The sequence below is a fragment of the Endozoicomonas montiporae CL-33 genome, assembly GCF_001583435.1.
Taxonomy (GTDB): Bacteria; Pseudomonadota; Gammaproteobacteria; order Pseudomonadales; family Endozoicomonadaceae; genus Endozoicomonas_A; species Endozoicomonas_A montiporae.
Genome location: NZ_CP013251.1, coordinates 187,501 through 205,202 on the forward strand (window position 1 = coordinate 187,501; position 17,702 = coordinate 205,202).

Here is a 17,702-nt window from a genome sequence, read left to right on the forward strand (position 1 = left end):
TTTAGGAGGCGAACCCGGGGAACTGAAACATCTAAGTACCCGGAGGAAAAGAAATCAACCGAGATTCCCCTAGTAGCGGCGAGCGAACGGGGACCAGCCCTTAAGCAATTTTGGTGTTAGTGGAACACTCTGGAAAGTGTGGCCATAGTGGGTGATAGCCCCGTACACGAAAACACCTTTATTGTGAAATCGAGTAGGACGGCACACGTGAAATGTTGTCTGAACATGGGGGGACCATCCTCCAAGGCTAAATACTACTGACTGACCGATAGTGAACCAGTACCGTGAGGGAAAGGCGAAAAGAACCCCGTTGAGGGGAGTGAAATAGAACCTGAAACCGTGTACGTACAAGCAGTGGGAGCCTACTTGCTCTTTATTGAGCGATGGGTGACTGCGTACCTTTTGTATAATGGGTCAGCGACTTATTTTCAGTGGCAAGGTTAACCGAATAGGGTAGCCGTAGCGAAAGCGAGTCTTAACAGGGCGCCGCTCTTTTTAGAGTAACAAGTCGCTGGGAATAGACCCGAAACCGGGCGATCTATCCATGAGCAGGTTGAAGATCAGGTAACACTGATTGGAGGACCGAACCCACTGTCGTTGAAAAGCCAGGGGATGACTTGTGGATAGGAGTGAAAGGCTAATCAAGCCCGGAGATAGCTGGTTCTCCTCGAAAGCTATTTAGGTAGCGCCTCTTGTATCACCATCGGGGGTAGAGCACTGTTTGGGCTAGGGGGTCATCCCGACTTACCAACCCCATGCAAACTCCGAATACCGATGAGTGCAATCAAGGGAGACACACGGCGGGTGCTAACGTCCGTCGTGGAAAGGGAAACAACCCAGACCGTCAGCTAAGGTCCCAAAGTAATAGTTAAGTGGGAAACGATGTGAGAAGGCCCAGACAGCCAGGAGGTTGGCTTAGAAGCAGCCACCCTTTAAAGAAAGCGTAATAGCTCACTGGTCGAGTCGGCTCGCGCGGAAGATGTAACGGGGCTCAAACTATTCACCGAAGCTACGGGTTCAACAGTTTACTGTTGAGCGGTAGAGGAGCGTTGTGTAAGCGGTTGAAGGTGTGCCGGGAGGCATGCTGGACGTATCACAAGTGCGAATGCTGACATGAGTAACGATAAGGGGAGTGAGATCCTCCCCCGCCGGAAGACCAAGGGTTCCTGCGCAACGCTAATCGGCGCAGGGTGAGTCGGCCCCTAAGGTGAGGTCGAAAGACGTAATCGATGGGAAACAGGTTAATATTCCTGTACCCCTTTTGACTGCGACGGAGTGACGGAGAAGGCTAGGCCAGCACGGTGATGGTTATCCGTGTTTAAGGTTGTAGGCAAGGGTCTTAGGTAAATCCGGGTCCCTCTTTAATAGAGAATGCCGAGAACTGATGACGAACCAGCTACGGCTGGGAAGTGGTTGATGCCATGCTTCCAGGAAAAACTTCTAAGCTTCAGGTCAAAAGGGACCGTACCCCAAACCGACACAGGTGGTCAGGTAGAGAATACCAAGGCGCTTGAGAGAACTTGGGTGAAGGAACTAGGCAAAATGGCACCGTAACTTCGGGAGAAGGTGCGCCGGCTGGTGTGAAGGGCTTGCCCCGTAAGCACCGGCTGGTCGAAGATACCAGGTGGCTGCGACTGTTTATTAAAAACACAGCACTGTGCTAACACGTAAGTGGACGTATACGGTGTGACGCCTGCCCGGTGCCGGAAGGTTAATTGATGGGGTTAGACTCTCTTTTAAGAGAATCGAAGCTCTTGATCGAAGCCCCGGTAAACGGCGGCCGTAACTATAACGGTCCTAAGGTAGCGAAATTCCTTGTCGGGTAAGTTCCGACCTGCACGAATGGCGTAACGATGGCCACGCTGTCTCCACCCAAGACTCAGTGAAATTGAAATCGCTGTTAAGATGCAGTGTATCCGCGGCTAGACGGAAAGACCCCGTGAACCTTTACTACAGCTTCACAGTGGATCTTGATGTTGCTTGTGTAGGATAGGTGGGAGGCTTTGAAGTGTGGACGCCAGTCTGCATGGAGCCATCCTTGAAATACCACCCTGGCAATATTGAGGTTCTAACCCAGGTCCCTTATCGGGATCGGGGACATTGTGTGGTGGGTAGTTTGACTGGGGCGGTCTCCTCCCAAAGAGTAACGGAGGAGCACGAAGGTTGGCTAAGCACGGTCGGACATCGTGCGGTTAGTGTAAAGGCACAAGCCAGCTTGACTGCGAGACGTACAGGTCGAGCAGGTACGAAAGTAGGTCTTAGTGATCCGGTGGTTCTGAATGGAAGGGCCATCGCTCAACGGATAAAAGGTACTCCGGGGATAACAGGCTGATACCGCCCAAGAGTTCACATCGACGGCGGTGTTTGGCACCTCGATGTCGGCTCATCACATCCTGGGGCTGAAGCCGGTCCCAAGGGTATGGCTGTTCGCCATTTAAAGTGGTACGCGAGCTGGGTTTAGAACGTCGTGAGACAGTTCGGTCCCTATCTGCCGTGGACGTTGGAAGTTTGAGGAGAGCTGCTCCTAGTACGAGAGGACCGGAGTGGACGAACCACTGGTGTTCGGGTTGTGTCGCCAGACGCATTGCCCGGTAGCTAAGTTCGGACGGGATAACCGCTGAAAGCATCTAAGCGGGAAGCCCCCTTCAAGATGAGACTTCCCTTGGCCCTAGAGGTCACATAAGAGACGTTGAAGACTACGACGTTGATAGGCTGGGTGTGTAAGCGTTGTGAGGCGTTGAGCTAACCAGTACTAATGACTCGAGAGGCTTGACCATATAACGCCAAAGCGATTTGGTGCCATGCACTAGAGAGTGTAAGAGCAAGAACAAAGCTTATTTTACTGACAACGTTCCAGACGTTGTTCAGCATTTCCTCCATCCTTGGAGGTCAGATTTTGGATTCCGGAAGCTAGCTGAACAGCTAACTTCAACCAGTTTTGCCTGGTGACCATAGAGCGTTGGAACCACCCGATCCCATCCCGAACTCGGAAGTGAAACGATGCATCGCCGATGGTAGTGTGGGGATTCCCCATGTGAGAGTAGGTCATCGCCAGGCACTAATTAGAGAAGCCCGATAGAGAAATCTGTCGGGCTTTTTGCTGTGTGCGGAAAAAGAAGCAGAATATAGAAAGTAGCTAACGCTTAATTGATTTATTAAGGTGGGTGAAACACTATGAACTCTCTAATTTAACGTTTTTACAAACGCTGAACTTGAATGTGTTGGATTTTCCCATTAAAAATAACCACATCTTCCAAGCCTGAGTACTCGATTACTTCGCCCGTCTTAGCTTTACCCTTAAAATTAAACTCAAAATGAATGATTCCGGGTTTGATTTCAGAGACATTATTTACTGTCCATTCAAGAGCTGTAAATTGTCCATGATAAGTCTTTTGCATAGGCATGATGTTATCAACACCCAAAAAGAGTTCACCTGTTCCTGATCTGAATGTAGAGCTGTCATCAAACAGTTTTTTGATTTCCCCAAAGTTACTTTCATTCGATAGTTGGAAGTAAAGGTTCGCCATTTCCAAAGGGGTCATTATCTGTAAATCCTCTCATTTTTACTCAGCAAATTTGTATTATAGATTTGTTCTGTCATATAAATTACGCCATCTTGAAACAATAAGAGGTAGTCATGGCAAAAACAGCAGTTGTTGTTGGTGCAACAGGTTTGGTGGGAGAAGAGCTGGTTAAACAGCTGATTCGAAGTGATGGCTTTGACAAGGTGGTAACCGTGACCCGAAGGTCTCTAGATATAGAGTCAGATAAACATCAGAATCACATCATCAATTTTGAACAGTTGGATCAACACGCAGATTTGATCAAAGGTGATATGCTGTTTTCTTGTCTTGGAACAACCAGAAAACAGGCAGGTTCCATTGCAGCTCAACGACGCATAGATTACGACTATCAGTTGCAGATTGCACAACTAGCTGCTAAAAATAATGTTTCACACTATTTGCTGGTCAGTTCCAGTGGCGCAAATGCCAAGAGTTCCGCTGCATACATGAAAATGAAAGGCGAGTTGGAAGAACAGGTTAAACAACTCCCCTTTAAACGAGTCAGTATTTTTCAACCTTCTCTTCTGACGGGTAAACGTAAAGAAACAAGAACCGGAGAAGGCATTGCAGCTTACATCATGCCGGTTTTATGTAAACTGACTTTTCTGCGTAAATATCGACCGATTACGGGTAAACAGGTTGCCAGCAAAATGCTGGAAGTGTCTCTTTCCAAAGGAAAAACACTGGAATATTTTGTTTTGGATGATGTTTTTCCCAAAACACCCTGAACGTTCAATGGCTTGGAAAACCGGCGGCTGGCAAGGGTTTATGCTCCTTGGTTTCTAACAGCTTGTTGTATATAGTCCGCAGCCTTAGCTGTAAGCGGAATGTAAAACGATATGCCTCAATCAAAAGCTCTGTTGTCTGAATACGATGTCATCATTATTGGCGCGGGTGCGTCCGGTTTGATGTGCGCCCTGACGGCAGGCAAACGAGGCCGAAATGTGCTGGTTCTGGATCATGCCAACAAGATTGGCAAGAAGATCATTATCTCTGGCGGTGGGCGTTGTAACTTTACCAATATGTACACAGAGCCTGCCAATTACCTTTCCGGAAATGCACATTTCTGTAAATCCGCCCTCTCCCGTTACACGCAGTGGGATTTTCAGGCACTTGTGGATAAGTACCAGGTTGCCTGGCATGAAAAGACTCTGGGCCAGTTATTTTGTGATGATCGCTCACAGCAGATTGTTGATTTACTGGTCAGCGAGTGCCGCGATGCTGGTGTGACTATTCGCACGAAAACCAAAATTGAACAGATTAAATGCCAACAGCATGGCGAAGCACCTGTTTACCAATTAAATACGACACTGAGCGAATTTGTCTGCCAGTCACTGGTCATAGCAACAGGCGGTCTTTCTTTTCCCACCATGGGAGCAACCGGCTTTGGCTATGAAGTGGCTGAACGGTTTGGACATGAGCTGATTCCTGTGCGCCCTGCCCTCGTGCCTTTCACCATGCCAAAAAAATGGCTGGATCACTTTGCTGAACTGTCCGGTGTCAGTGCTGAAGTGATTGCCAGTTGTAATGGACAGTCTTTCCGTGAAAATCTGTTGATTACCCATCGTGGCGTCAGCGGGCCAGCTATTCTTCAAGTGTCTTCTTACTGGAATGAAGGCGACAAGGTTTCAATAAACTGGTTACCGGGTATGGCTATTTATGACTGGTTAAAGGAATCACAGGAACAACGACCTAGGGCTGCAACCTACACTATTATTTCTCAACATATGACTAAACGACTGGCTCAGGCTTTATGTCAGCATGGGAAGCTGCGACTGATGACTGAAAGTGGTCATAAGACAATGAATCACTACAGTCACGCTGAACTGGAACAGCTGGCAGAGGCTTTGGAAGAGTGGGAACTAATCCCGAGTGGCACCGAAGGGTATAAAAAAGCCGAAGTGACCTTAGGTGGAGTATCAACCGATAAAGTCTCTTCCAAAACCTTTGAAAGCCGGCTTCAGTCAAATCTGTTTTTTATCGGTGAAGTGTTGGATGTGACAGGCCATCTGGGTGGTTTTAATTTTCAGTGGGCCTGGGCGTCCGGACATTGTGCCGGGCAGTATGTCTGAGAGAGTATTAAAAGCCGGGCTAAAGAGCCCGGCCATCTTAACTTGAGAAAGGCGACATCAAGCCGACTGTGGCTGCTGACTTGTGCTCCGACGAGTCAGTACGGCAACGGTCAATGCCAGAAGCACCAGTCCGCACAGTAATCCGGCAATAATAGAACCTGTCACACCCAGTGCCAGGTAACTGGCGATGGCAATCACAGCGGCAATCACAGCGTAGGGCAGCTGGGTTGCCACGTGATCGATGTGGTGGCAGCCAGAACCTGTAGACGACAAGATTGTAGTATCAGAGATCGGTGAACAATGATCACCGAATACACCTCCGGCCAATACGGCAGCCATACTTGGCAGCATCAGGCTGGCGTCCAGAGCGCCTGCAAGGTTTGCCGCAATGGGCAGCATAATGGCAAAGGTGCCGTAGCTGGTACCGGTTGACAGAGCAGCAAAGGCACTCAGTACAAAAATCAGAGCAGGTACAACAGCAACTGGCAGGTTGCCTTCAGCCAGACTTGCCAGATAGCTACCCGTTCCCATGTCAGAGATAACACCGGCAATAGTCCAGGCCATCAATAGAATATAAACGGCAGGCATCATGGACTTTATGCCGGTGCGAATCGCCAGCAGCAGATCAGAACCGGTAACGCCCTGAGCAGCAAACCAGATGGTGGATACGATAGCTGTCGTCAGTCCAGCTGCAAACATGGACCAGGAGCCCGCAGCATTTTCCAGTGCACCAATCAACGAGAAGCTTTGACCATCAGCGGCCAGTGCGTCACCACCAGAATAAAGCATCAGGCCGACAACCAGCGCAATCAACATTGTTAATGGTGCAATCAGGTTCGCAACCCGACCATTTTCCAATTCTGGCAGACCAACTTCTTCGCCGGCAGGCAGACCTTTGCCCGGGTTCCAGAGTTGCCCCTGTGCTGCCCGTTGTTCTGCAGCAGCCATTGGTCCGATATCCAGATTAAAGACGACTACACACAACAGCAGCAGTAAGGCAAAGATGGCATAAAAGTTCATTGGAATCATCTGAACGAATACGCTGAGCGCGCTGCTACCGTCCAATCCGTGAATAGCAATAATGCCTACCAGCAGAGAGATGATGTACGCACCCCAAGTGGAAATCGGGGATACCACACACACAGGCGCAGATGTGGAATCAATGCAGTAAGCCAGCTTTTCACGGGAAACGCCGTACTGATCAGTGACAGGGCGGGCAACATTGCCGACCAGCAGAGCATTGAAGTAATCGTCGATAAAGATCACTGCGCCCAGCATGATGGTTACCAGCTTGGCATCACGACCATTTTGAATTCGCTTTCGTGCCCAGTGACCAAACGCCCGGGTGCCACCCGAAACAGACACCAGAGCCATCAAGACACCCACAGTTAGCAGAAAGCCAATGGTGTAAAGGTTCCAGGTTTCCAGTGCGCCATCGGACCAGACCAGTGCGGTGACACGGCTGAAGGTGTCAGACACCGTGGCGCTGAGGGAGAAATCAGATAACAGAAGAATACCGCTCAGAATACCAAGGCCCAGAGAAAGCAACACCTTACGTGTCACTATGGCCAATGTAATCGCCAACACTGGCGGTAGCAGAGAAAGCGCTGAATCAGCGTAGTTTATATAAGTATCAAGAGCCATCGAATACTTCTTTAGTTTTTTGTACGATGGAGGCTGCTGCCGCAGGACAGGTTAAAACCTGACTGGGGTATACACGCAAATAGTTGTATACCATCCTTCAGTAGCGCTCCATAGTAAATTTCAATGTCTGCCTTCCTGGCGGAGTTACTATGGCAGTGTTGTACCTGTTTAATACAACCCCAGCACAATGGGATGACGCCCAGTGCACTTCGGCATCGAATCCTTTCACTCAACGTCATTGGCTGTCTACCTCGACTGAGTTACTGATAGGCGATGCGCCTCTACATGTCGCAATATACGACGATGGAAAATGCTAGATGAATTCTGTCTAACAAGTCAAGAAATAACGTTTCAGGCTGTCTTATATAATCTGTTTATGTAATGGAGAAAGGACAGGTTGACGATAGACTAATTCAGCCCGTGACACTAATAAAGAGAATAATATGTCGCAGAATTCATACTCTAACCCTTACCGCTACTATGTACTGGCAGTGTTGTTTATCGCCTATGTTTTCAACTTCGTTGATCGTCAGGTTATGACCATTCTCATTGAGCCTATCAAGAATGAGTTTGGTGCTTCTGATACCCAGATGGGATTGTTGTCGGGTTTTGCGTTTGCCATTTTCTATGCATCGCTGGGTGTGCCGGTTGCCCGTTTGGCAGATAAATGGTCAAGACGTAATGTGCTGACGATCTCTATTACTCTCTGGAGTGCTATTACGGCTTTATGTGGTATGGCGGCTAATTTCTGGCAGATGGCCCTGCTCAGAATTGGTGTCGGAGTGGGCAAAGCTGGCGGTACTCCGCCTTCACAGTCATTGTTGTCGGATTATTTTCCACAGGAAAAACGTTCACTGGCGCTGGGTATTTACTCTGCGGCTCCCCATGTCGGTGTTCTGGTCGGTTTGTTTGGTGGAGCCATGATTGCCGATGCTTATGGCTGGCGTGTGGTATTCGTTGTATTTGGTTTGCCGGGATTGTTGCTGGCACCCATCTTATATTTTACCGTTCGAGAGCCGGTTCGTGACATCAAACCTCAGCCTGATGCAAAAGACTCACTCTGGGGAACCGTGAAGCAGCTTTATAAAATGCCAACCTTCAGCTATATCAGTCTGGCCATTGGTGTAACGGCTATTTCGGCTTTTGGTCTTGGTGCCTGGGCGCCCAGTTTTCTGATTCGTATACACGGCATCAGCATTGTAGAAGCAGGGTTATACCTAGGCCTTGTCGGAGCTTTTTGTGGAGGCATCGGTGCCGTATTGGGTGGCTACATCTGTGACCGGATGGCTGCCAGAAACCCTGTGTGGCAGTTGAGGTTTCCGGCTATCAGTATTCTGTTGTCGTTGCCTTTCCTGATGGGTTTTATTCTCTGGCCGGAAACCGACACCGTAGCCATTCTGGGTAAAAATGTTCCGGTGGCCATCCTGTTTATGATGTGTTCCACCCTGTTGGCAGGTTTCTGGGTTGGACCAACTTATGCGGCGGCACAGAACCTGACCCCTCCTGAATGTCGGGCGCAGGCTTCAGCGTTATTACTGCTTGCTTTTAACCTTCTGGGTATGGGGTTTGGCCCTTTCCTGATTGGTGTATTGAGTGATGCTTTCGTTGATACTTATGGCGCAGAGTCAATTCGTTACGCTCTGGCCTGGAGTCTGGTGACAGTGGTGTTGGGAGCGTTCTTTTTCTGGAAAGGCAGTGGACATTACCGGCAAGCAATGGAAGGCAGAGAACAAGAAGAAGACTACCCTGCTGAACTCGGAAACAGCACAGAATCGACAGCCTGATTTTAAATTGGCCTGCGTATGCTTCAGACGTTAACCTTGGGGCAGTTAATTTGCTGTTTTAGTCCCAAGGAATTTCATTGTGAAGTTTGTAAACCGTTGTGTCGTTAACCTCAAACCAGCCCAACCCTTTATCGACTGGGCTAAGTCACTTGGCGCTGATTTGCCTGAAGACTGGTCTCTGGAAGGGGGCGCTTATCTTCTGGATGAACAGGATACCGAGGAAGACCTGAACATCATTATTGATCAGCACGCCCGCGATATGATGGAGAATGAGCTGTCGGCATGGGAAGAAGACACTGCACGCTGGCCGAAGGAGCGCAATGCGGAGCAGCTGCGTCGCTGGTTTCAGGTGCATATAGCGGTAGCGGGTTTCGATCTGGGCAGAGAAGACCTGATGCGTGCCGATCTGGCTGACCTTGAAGTCATGTGAGTCTCCGAAAATTAAACGACTTGGTATAAGAAGGTGTATAGAATGCTGAAACGGATTACGGTTCTGTCGTTACTGTTTCTTATGGCGGGTTGTCAGATGCTGGAAAAGCAGCAGGCAAAATTTCCTTTGTCCATTGTTGTCAGTGCTTCTCCGTCGGGTGATGTCAAAGTGGAAAGTTACTATCCGGATGGTTCTAAAGTCATGGCTGGTCGCGTTGTGGTTAAAACCGTGAATGACCGGAAGGTAGCCGATCAAATGATCGGCGAAGATGGCTCAGTACGCTTTTTCTATTCCGTACAGAACATTCAGCTGCTTATTCAGGTTCAGTCTGAAGAGGGTTTGCGCGGAAGGAGAACGCTGAACATTGGTCAGGCGTTCCCCGGATTGGGCAGTCAGGGCGGTTTCGTTCCTGGCTATTAAAAAGTTATTAGAAAGAAAGTCATTAGGACGTCACCAAAGAGCCAGTTCCAGTCTTGGTCCTATCTCCCTGAACCCCTGTCGTTTGTAGAATGACAGGGTTCTTGCCCACTTGGGTTGCTCAGGGGAACCGACTTCCAGAAACGGCCAGCCTTTGCTTTTAGCGAAGTCTCTGGCCGCATCAATCAGCATTGCGCCCACTCCGGCAGAACGATGCTCCGGTTCAATGTACATTTCCATAATTTCACCGAAATGGCCGCCCGCATAAAGCGCTGCACACTCGCTGAGCGTCATTACTCCCACGGTTTCACCGGTGTGATCCTTAGCCAACAGTGCCCAGAAGCCTGATCCGGAAAGCAGTGTTTCGGCAGCGTTGATAAATGCCTGCTTATCCAGCCCTCCGGTGTTGCCTTCCCAGAGCTCTGATTCCATGCTGAAAGCCATGGTTCCGACCTTCTCAGCCTCTGTGCCGGAGGCTTTGCAAACGGTGTATAACGTTGACATGACAAATTGCTGTTGCTGATAAATCGCCAAGTTTATCAGAGATTCGCTTGCTGATCGGGTCGCAAATACGTAACGTGCGCCCCTTTGAATGAGTAACGAATGTCCGGCAATGATGAATGAAGGCGTAACAAAGGCAGTATCTGAAAAAACCTATGAACCTCTGGAAATCCTTTATCAGGATGATGAACTGGTTGCTGTGAATAAGCCTTCCGGGTTGCTGGTGCACCGATCCATGATTGATCGGCATGAAACCCGTTTTGCCCTGCAGGAAGTCAGGAATCAGATCGGGCAACGGGTTTACCCATTGCATCGGCTGGATAAACCGACATCCGGTGTTTTACTGTTTGCCCTGTCTTCCGAAATAGCCAGACAGATGGGACAGCAGTTTGAATCAAACCGTGTGAGTAAGAAATATCTTACGGTTGTGCGTGGTTATGCGCCGGAGTACGGCACGGTTGAACATGCCCTGAAAGAAGAGCTGGATAAAATGACGGATCGTAAAGCGCGTACAGACAAACCGGCTCAGGAAGCCATCACCGAATTCACTCGTCTGGCGACGGTTGAAATACCCGTGGCGATCGATCGTTATCCACAAAGTCGTTACTCATTGGTTGAATGCCGGCCCCGAACCGGGCGCAAGCATCAGATTCGTCGTCACATGAAGCACATTGCCCACCCGATTATAGGGGATGCAAAACACGGTAAAGGCAATCATAACCGTTACTTTGCAACGCACTTTGGTGCAGACCGGCTGCTGCTGGCCTGTGTTGAAATGGAGGTCAGACACCCTGTCAGTGGCAAAAAACTGTTGTTAAAGGCATCGCTGGATAAACGTTTTTCTGATCTGGTGGTGCGCTTTGGCTGGGCTCAAAACGTGGTTGAATATTTACACACGAAAACACCATAGAAACTAAATTACCTTTTTAATACACAATTTCGCTGTTTTCTATTCTTGTTCTGGAGCTTATTGAATTTATTGGTTATTATTGAGTTTCTGATCTATTTTTTAAGATCGTTAAACGATAATTATCCGTTATGCTCATATTATCCGTTATGCACAGTCCGTTATGCACAAAGAGTGCTACTGAGTTCGATGTATGAATACTCTGGAACGTTTATCTGAATACCGCTTTACGGCTTCCCAGCTGGCTCGTTTTCGCAGGCTTGGAGAGTTTCTCGGGCGTCAGCCGCTGGTGATTCGTCAACAGCCCGAAGTGCTTGATACATTGCGTCAGGTGGCAACACTGGAGTCGGTGGAATACGGCAACAGTCTGGATAATATTCTCGCGCCACGGGAGATTATTCGCAAACTGGTGTTACAGGAAATTCGCCCGCGTACCCCTGTCGAGCGTCAGGTAGCCGGTTACCATGATGTGCTGGATTTGGTGGTTGACCCGGCAGAGCACACCAATCTTTCTGTAAGTCTGATCAGTCAGTTACATGCCTTGCTTTACAGTTATCTGCCCCATGAAGGCGGACGCTGGAAAGCGACCAATAAAGACATTGTCGAGCGTGATGCTTCGGGTACCAGAAAAGGTGTACTTTACCGCACGGTTCCAGCGGCAGAGACTGCTGCCGCTATGCAGAAGACGGTTGAGTTGTATCACGGTGCTCTGGATCGAACGGTTGAACCATTGCTGGTAGTCAGCTGTGCCGTATTGGACTTTCTCTGTATCCATCCTTTCAGCGATGGCAATGGCCGTATTGCCCGTTTGCTGGCACTGATTATGCTGTCTCTGAATGGCTATCAGGCTGGACGATTCATCAGTATGGAACGCATTTTTGCCCGCAATCAGGAAGCTTATTTTGATGCACTGCAGCGTAGCGTTAAAGGCTGGCATGAAGGCACGCATAACCCTATGCCATGGATCAACTTCTTTCTTGATGCATTGATCCAGGCTTATGATGAGCTGGAAGTGCGTGTTGAAGCATTGCAGGGGCAAAGCAGCCGGGCACCAAAATCGCAGTTAATTACGGTGGCCATTGAAGAGCGGGAAGAGCCGTTCTCTGTGGCGGATATCTGCCTGCAGATTCCTACTGTCAGTCGTGAACTGGTGAAGAAAGTGATTCAGGGGTTGCGTGAACAGGGGCGGCTGGAGCCAATAGGCAAAGGTCGTGGATCTCAGTGGCAAAAAGTAAGTTAGTGATTACTTTTAGGGTTAAATAAGCCGGAGATTTCTCCGGCTTATTGCTATCAGAGCATTCTTTTTAATCAGCCGGAGTATGATCCGGCTGCGCTTGGCTAAAGCATCTTCTTCAAAGAATCGTGCTCAGGGGAATCCATAAAGCGATGCTTGAGTACCCCGAGAACGTGCAGAGCAATAATCCCCAGCAATACGTAAGGGATAAAAATGTGAATGCTGTGCAGAGTGCCGGCCATCTCTTTATTGTTTTCAATCACTTCAGGCAGGGTTAGCAATCCAAAGAAAGGAATGGGCTTGCCGCCAAATTCTGACATAAGCATACCGCTGACGGGTACTGCGATCATTAACAGGTACAAAGACAGATGAGCAAGCTTTGCCAGTGCTTTATCGAATGAAGGCAGGCTTTCAGTAATGCCTGGATGTTTGCTTGAAAGACGAATGGCGATGCGTGCAACAATCAGCAGCATAGCCAATACGCCAAACGATTTGTGCCAGAAGTAGATATCGTATTTGTAGGTTGCGACTTCAGGATCCAGACTTGCCATGAACCAGCCACTTCCAATCAGACCCAGAATGGTAATGGCCATGAGCCAGTGCATGAGACGCATCAAGGCAGGATATTTTTCAGTCTCCATGGGCTGTGTTCCTCTTTTTTTATTGGCTTTCAGTCAACTGAGCAACGAGCTGCTGAGGATACAGAGTAGCAAGTTAAGCAGGGATAAACCAAAAAAACGGCTAAAGGATGAAGAGGTAAAGGCTGGCTGTGCGATAACGTTTATGGCACAGCCGTTTATGGGGGAGTGCAACGCTTATTAACTGTCAGCGTCGATTTTATCAACAGTCGATTTTATCAACAATAGAAGCAACAGATTCACTGTACAGTGATTCCAGTTCCTCTGGGGCTGTCACGCACATACCGAGATCCCTGAGCAAACCATCATTAAGGCCGTAAATCCAGCTGTGTACTGCGAGTTCCTGTCCGCGATCCCAGGCATCCCGAACAACGGTGGTCTGGCACACATTCACGACCTGCTCCAGAACATTCAGTTCACACATGCGGTTGAACAGACTCTCGTCACTGGCAATGCGATCCAGCGCTTTCTTGTGCTTGTGCTTAACATCCTGAACGTGACGTAACCAGTTGTCGATCATGCCCAGCTTGCTGTTCTTGGTGGCTTCAACAACACCGCCACAGCCATAGTGGCCACAGACAATAATGTGCTTGACGTTCAGATAGTCCACTGCGTACTGAATAACAGACAGACAGTTCAGATCGCTGTGAATCACCTGGTTTGCAACATTGCGATGCACAAACAGGTCGCCGGGCAGCAGGTCGGTGATCTGGTTAGCAGGAACTCGGCTGTCAGAACAACCAATCCACAGGTACTCGGGAGCCTGCTGTTGTGAAAGCTTTTCAAAAAAGTCCGGTTCTTTCTGGCGGACGGAAGCTGACCACTGTTTGTTTTTGTCAAAAAGGCTTTGTAATCGACGCATAATCCGAATTCCGTATCTTCACCAAATTGAGGTACATCGTAGCAGACAGCCCGAAACCGGCAGAGTTCCGGACTGTAGCGAATTGTTATCGGTACTGGTTTACCTGATCACGCAGCTCAATGGCTGCTGCCCGAGCCGCTTCTGCGAAGTTCTCATCATTACCAGCGTAAATAATGCCGCGGGAAGAGTTAACAATAATACCTTCGCCCTGACTGTTCAGGCCGCTTTTAACCGTCGCTTCCACGTCACCGCCCTGGGCGCCAAGACCTGGCACCAGGAAGGTCATATCACCGGTGATTGCCCGGATACGCTTCAATTCATCCGGGTTAGTAGCCCCGACAACCAGCATGATGTTGTTATGGTGGTTCCAGTCTTTCATGGCGGTTTCAGCGATCACTTCGTAAAGGAACTGGTCGCCTACCTTCAGGTTTTGAATAGCACCTGCACCCGGGTTGGAAGTGCGGCACAGCAAAATGGTGCCTTTCTCTTCGTAGCGGGTAAATGGCTCTACGGTATCAATACCCATATAAGGGTTAATGGTGACGGCGTCGGCACCATAGCGCTCAAAGGCTTCAGTGGCGTACTGATCGGCAGTACTGCCGATATCGCCCCGTTTAGAGTCAAGAATGACCGGAATATCGGGATAGTTATCCTTGATGTATTCAATGGTCATCTGCAGTTGGTCTTCAGCTCCGCGGGCATGGTAATGGGCCACCTGAGGCTTGTAGGCACAGACCAGATCGTGCGTGGCATCAATGATGTACTTGTTGAACTCGAAAATAGACTGGTTCAGCTCTTGAATATGAGCCGGGAATTTTTCAGGCAGAGGGTCGAGGCCAACGCAAACGAGGGAGTTGTTTTTGCGAACAGCAGCACGGACTTGATCCAGAAAACGCATAGCAAAGCCTTTTTACATAATCTGGGCGCGCAGTCTAACAGAATTCAGATCAAACCGGGCGATTTTACGTTCAAAAAAGATGATTAAAAAGCCAGCTGTTTAGAAGAGCGTGATATCTGGGACGGTTATTTTTGCTATCGCCTGAGCCGGTAAAATCAGGTATGGTCTGCGCCTTCTGATTTACCCCATTTACAGGACGCTGTTGCATGCATGAACTTTTAATACCGGACGTCGCACAGATTGAAGCCTGGCTGAGACAGGCCGGTTATGAGTTCTGGATGTGTGACAAATGCGATGGCCTGCATATTTCGGCTTTGCAGCAGCTGGATGGTATTCTGGACAGTCGCCTGTTTATCGAACCTTATGGCATTTTGTTCAGTACGGAAATGGATTTGAAGCTGTCTTCGGTCATGAAGCTGAATGCAGAGCTGGGGCGGTTTAATGCTTCGTTGCCCACCATGAAACTGTTTATGGAAATCATGGATAACGGCGGCGCACTGTTGGTGTCCAGTGATGCCCTGATTACCACCAAAGGTGTCACCTACGACCAGTTTTACGATTTTCTGGATATGACCGTGGAAGCTAAGAAGTGGCTTTTAAACGAATGTCATGAACTGCAGGTGATTTTTCAGGGAGAGACGGGGCCAACGGCACATCAGTCAGAGGTGACCCCTTCACTGCACTGACAGGACTCAGAGTTTCTGCCATCAGGCAGAAGCCAGTGACTCTGAAATCAGGGTCGTACTTGTGTGATATGGAGTTTATCGACGGGTTTGTTCTTTGAAACTCTGGGTGGAAGCAGGATGATTTCCAAAACTTCAGTCTCGGCTGCTGTTAATGGGGCGTTTTGTGAGTCTGCATTCGGATCAGGGATAAAGCTCACTGCCTTAGGATAACGAATGTCCTTTCTGAAGTTTGGATATTCTGGTTTTGGAAAACGTATATCTGGGGCTGATGAAAATTTAATGCGAAGCCTTGGGTCTAATTCCCCGCAGCTTGCTGCGAACTACTCAAGAGCTAACTTGATACCCCGGAGCTTGCTCCCTGGTAGTTCATTAAAAATGCAGTCTGGTTGTAGTCGCTGTCATCAGAGCCTGAAGATGCTCTTGAATCAAAAGTATATCGTAGTAGTCTGGTGCTTAAATCAGATCGGTGATGCAGGTGATTTTCACCGCATGTCATGATTCGGAATGTATTATAATTTTCATCTCTGACTTTTTCTTGATAGTAGTCTAACTTCGTCGTTAATGCCTGCAAGGCAACTGTAGTTTGTATGGGAGTGCTCATAGGGACGACATTAAGAGCAATCCTTTGGTAATCAAGGCCTACAGCTATGACTGGGATAAACATGAACTTTGCTGTTGAGCCATATAATGCGACCTGAGCGAAAGCCCTTGCAAGACTTGTCACCTGTGAGCCTATCTGCAGGCCTTATTTGCCAAGGCCTTTCGCTTAATGTCGTCCCTATGTGGGAGTGCTAGGCGTAGGCACAGGCGATGTTGGTTTGGCAAATGCCTGCATTGAGCCCAGTATGAGAGTGAATGCCGCTTTAAATAAAAGTGATTTATCTTTCATGTTGATAGAGTGCTGAAACCCGATATAAATTGCAGCAAAAGTGTAGTAGCCGCTATCAGGTAAACAAGTGTTAAATCACATTAATATCACCGCTAAAACAGACATGGCTTTTTGGTATGGATGGCCAAAAACGTCACCTTGATATCTGACCGTTCAGGCAGATAAAGATTTTTTTCTTTATGGAACTTTCTCTACGGCAGGGAGTCTTTAAGACTTCAGTCAATCTACCTTGGGAGGAGTCAGATCCCGGGTAATATTTGAGATCGGACCATGAATCCTGTTTTGTTGTTTTCACTTTGTTCCCTGATCTGGGGGTCAACCTGGTTTGCCATTACCTTTCAGTTAGGGGTTAGCAGTCTATGGTCGGTGTTTTACCGCTTTCTTCTGGCGTCCGTTTTGCTGGCGTCTTACTGCTGCCTGCGAACCGGCTTTCCACGTTTCAGCATGGCCCAGCATTTACGTCTGTTCTTTCAGGGGGCTTGCCTGTGTGGCATATCATACTGGCTGGTGTATGAGAGTGAACGATACATCAGCAGCGGGCTGACGGCCGTGTTGAGCACCAGTGTCTTGTACTTCAATGTCATCATCCGGCGTTTATGGCTGGCGAAGCCCGTTGAGGCAAAAGTGGTGACAGGTGGTGTTCTGGGCAGTTTTGGAGTGTTACTGGTGATGCTACCTGAGCTGACTGTTCAATCGGTATTTGATGCTTCCGGCAAAGGTATAGTGCAAGCACTTATAGCCTCTCTGGTACTGTCGATTGGCTGTGTTGCCTGCGAACGCAACGAAGAAGATAACCTGCCGATGTTGCCATCCATTACGCTGAACATGCTGTATGGTTCTCTGACCGTGGCGCTCATTGCACTGGCTCAGGGCATTAAGCCGGAATTCAGTGTTTCTTCAGAGTATATCTGCTCGCTGATTTATCTTGCCGTCTTTGGCTCAGTCGGTGCCCTGTCATCTTACATTGTGCTGATTCGCAAAATCGGTGCGGATCGGGCTGCTTTTATAGATGTGGTTTTTCCGGTGGTCGCTCTTTGCCTGTCTTCGCTGGTGGAAGGTTATGAGTGGAGTTTGACAGCTTTGTCCGGCGTTGCCTTTATAGCGGTGGGCAATACGATTGCGTTGAAGCCAAAGAAAGTGGAACTGCCAGCCAGAGTGTCTGAAAATCAGGGCTAAA

General features: G+C 48.7%; 15 protein-coding genes, 2 rRNA genes and 1 riboswitch (1 of these 18 running past the window's edge). Of the genes, 11 read left to right on the forward strand and 6 right to left on the reverse strand.

Going from position 1 to position 17,702, the window contains the following annotated elements; all coding sequences use genetic code 11:
* Together EZMO1_RS00875 and rrf are read left to right on the forward strand one after the other, a co-directional pair.
* Positions 1 to 2,777: ribosomal RNA gene (locus tag EZMO1_RS00875) — 23S ribosomal RNA — on the forward strand; it begins 169 nt to the left of the window's first position.
* A gap of 164 nt (positions 2,778 to 2,941) precedes the next feature.
* Positions 2,942 to 3,057, forward strand: a 5S ribosomal RNA gene (rrf, locus tag EZMO1_RS00880).
* 140 nt (positions 3,058 to 3,197) lie between these two features.
* Here rrf and EZMO1_RS00885 read toward each other — a convergent pair.
* Positions 3,198 to 3,542, reverse strand: a complete 345-nt coding sequence (locus EZMO1_RS00885; protein ID WP_034879133.1) for a hypothetical protein — start codon at positions 3,540 to 3,542, stop codon at positions 3,198 to 3,200.
* Between the two features lie 95 nt (positions 3,543 to 3,637).
* Here EZMO1_RS00885 and EZMO1_RS00890 point away from each other — a divergent pair, with 95 nt between their 5' ends.
* Together EZMO1_RS00890 and EZMO1_RS00895 are read left to right on the forward strand one after the other, a co-directional pair.
* A complete protein-coding gene (locus EZMO1_RS00890) occupies positions 3,638 to 4,291 on the forward strand; it encodes an NAD(P)H-binding protein (RefSeq protein WP_034879134.1) in 654 nt (217 codons plus the stop codon).
* A 111-nt stretch (positions 4,292 to 4,402) separates the two neighbouring features.
* The gene (locus EZMO1_RS00895; RefSeq protein ID WP_034879137.1) at positions 4,403 to 5,635 is read left to right on the forward strand and encodes a BaiN/RdsA family NAD(P)/FAD-dependent oxidoreductase; all 1,233 of its coding nucleotides are present in this window, start codon (positions 4,403 to 4,405) and stop codon (positions 5,633 to 5,635) included.
* Between the two features lie 57 nt (positions 5,636 to 5,692).
* Here EZMO1_RS00895 and EZMO1_RS00900 read toward each other — a convergent pair whose 3' ends face one another.
* Positions 5,693 to 7,279: a Na+/H+ antiporter NhaC family protein gene (locus tag EZMO1_RS00900; RefSeq protein ID WP_034879138.1), complete on the reverse strand. Its 1,587-nt coding sequence runs from the start codon at positions 7,277 to 7,279 to the stop codon at positions 5,693 to 5,695.
* A 93-nt stretch (positions 7,280 to 7,372) separates the two neighbouring features.
* Positions 7,373 to 7,571, reverse strand: a riboswitch (Lysine riboswitch).
* Positions 7,572 to 7,722: 151 nt separating this feature from the next.
* Here EZMO1_RS00900 and EZMO1_RS00905 point away from each other — a divergent pair.
* The 3 genes from EZMO1_RS00905 to EZMO1_RS00915 all read left to right on the forward strand — a co-directional run bounded on the left by EZMO1_RS00905 (position 7,723) and on the right by EZMO1_RS00915 (position 9,913).
* A complete protein-coding gene (locus EZMO1_RS00905) occupies positions 7,723 to 9,063 on the forward strand; it encodes a spinster family MFS transporter (protein WP_051790605.1) in 1,341 nt (446 codons plus the stop codon).
* A gap of 79 nt (positions 9,064 to 9,142) precedes the next feature.
* Positions 9,143 to 9,493, forward strand: coding sequence for a hypothetical protein (locus EZMO1_RS00910; protein ID WP_051790607.1), 351 nt, complete (start codon positions 9,143 to 9,145; stop codon positions 9,491 to 9,493).
* A 42-nt stretch (positions 9,494 to 9,535) separates the two neighbouring features.
* Positions 9,536 to 9,913: a hypothetical protein gene (locus EZMO1_RS00915; RefSeq protein WP_034879139.1), complete on the forward strand. Its 378-nt coding sequence runs from the start codon at positions 9,536 to 9,538 to the stop codon at positions 9,911 to 9,913.
* Positions 9,914 to 9,943: 30 nt separating this feature from the next.
* Here EZMO1_RS00915 and EZMO1_RS00920 read toward each other — a convergent pair whose 3' ends face one another.
* The gene (locus EZMO1_RS00920; RefSeq protein WP_222842170.1) at positions 9,944 to 10,444 is read right to left on the reverse strand and encodes a GNAT family N-acetyltransferase; all 501 of its coding nucleotides are present in this window, start codon (positions 10,442 to 10,444) and stop codon (positions 9,944 to 9,946) included.
* Positions 10,445 to 10,502: 58 nt separating this feature from the next.
* On the opposite strand from EZMO1_RS00920, the gene truC reads away from it, so the two are divergent.
* Positions 10,503 to 11,321 carry a tRNA pseudouridine(65) synthase TruC gene (gene truC / locus EZMO1_RS00925; protein WP_236632085.1) on the forward strand — a complete coding sequence of 273 codons (819 nt, stop codon included), beginning with the start codon at positions 10,503 to 10,505 and terminating at the stop codon, positions 11,319 to 11,321.
* Positions 11,322 to 11,511: 190 nt separating this feature from the next.
* Positions 11,512 to 12,558 (forward strand): Fic family protein, encoded by a 1,047-nt coding sequence (locus tag EZMO1_RS00930; RefSeq protein WP_034879142.1) that lies wholly within the window; start codon positions 11,512 to 11,514, stop codon positions 12,556 to 12,558.
* Positions 12,559 to 12,656: 98 nt separating this feature from the next.
* Here EZMO1_RS00930 and EZMO1_RS00935 read toward each other — a convergent pair whose 3' ends face one another.
* From EZMO1_RS00935 to pyrF, 3 genes are all read right to left on the reverse strand, one after another.
* The gene (locus tag EZMO1_RS00935) at positions 12,657 to 13,193 is read right to left on the reverse strand and encodes a cytochrome b (RefSeq protein WP_034879144.1); all 537 of its coding nucleotides are present in this window, start codon (positions 13,191 to 13,193) and stop codon (positions 12,657 to 12,659) included.
* A 199-nt stretch (positions 13,194 to 13,392) separates the two neighbouring features.
* Entirely contained in the window at positions 13,393 to 14,052 is a 660-nt protein-coding gene (gene can, locus EZMO1_RS00945) for a carbonate dehydratase (protein ID WP_034879146.1), read from the reverse strand.
* A gap of 85 nt (positions 14,053 to 14,137) precedes the next feature.
* Positions 14,138 to 14,950 carry an orotidine-5'-phosphate decarboxylase gene (gene pyrF / locus EZMO1_RS00950; RefSeq protein ID WP_034879148.1) on the reverse strand — a complete coding sequence of 271 codons (813 nt, stop codon included), beginning with the start codon at positions 14,948 to 14,950 and terminating at the stop codon, positions 14,138 to 14,140.
* A 206-nt stretch (positions 14,951 to 15,156) separates the two neighbouring features.
* On the opposite strand from pyrF, the gene EZMO1_RS00955 reads away from it, so the two are divergent.
* Positions 15,157 to 15,636: a YbjN domain-containing protein gene (locus EZMO1_RS00955; RefSeq protein ID WP_051790609.1), complete on the forward strand. Its 480-nt coding sequence runs from the start codon at positions 15,157 to 15,159 to the stop codon at positions 15,634 to 15,636.
* 1,159 nt (positions 15,637 to 16,795) lie between these two features.
* A complete protein-coding gene (locus EZMO1_RS00965; protein ID WP_051790612.1) occupies positions 16,796 to 17,701 on the forward strand; it encodes a DMT family transporter in 906 nt (301 codons plus the stop codon).
* The last annotated feature ends 1 nt before the right edge of the window (position 17,702 follow it).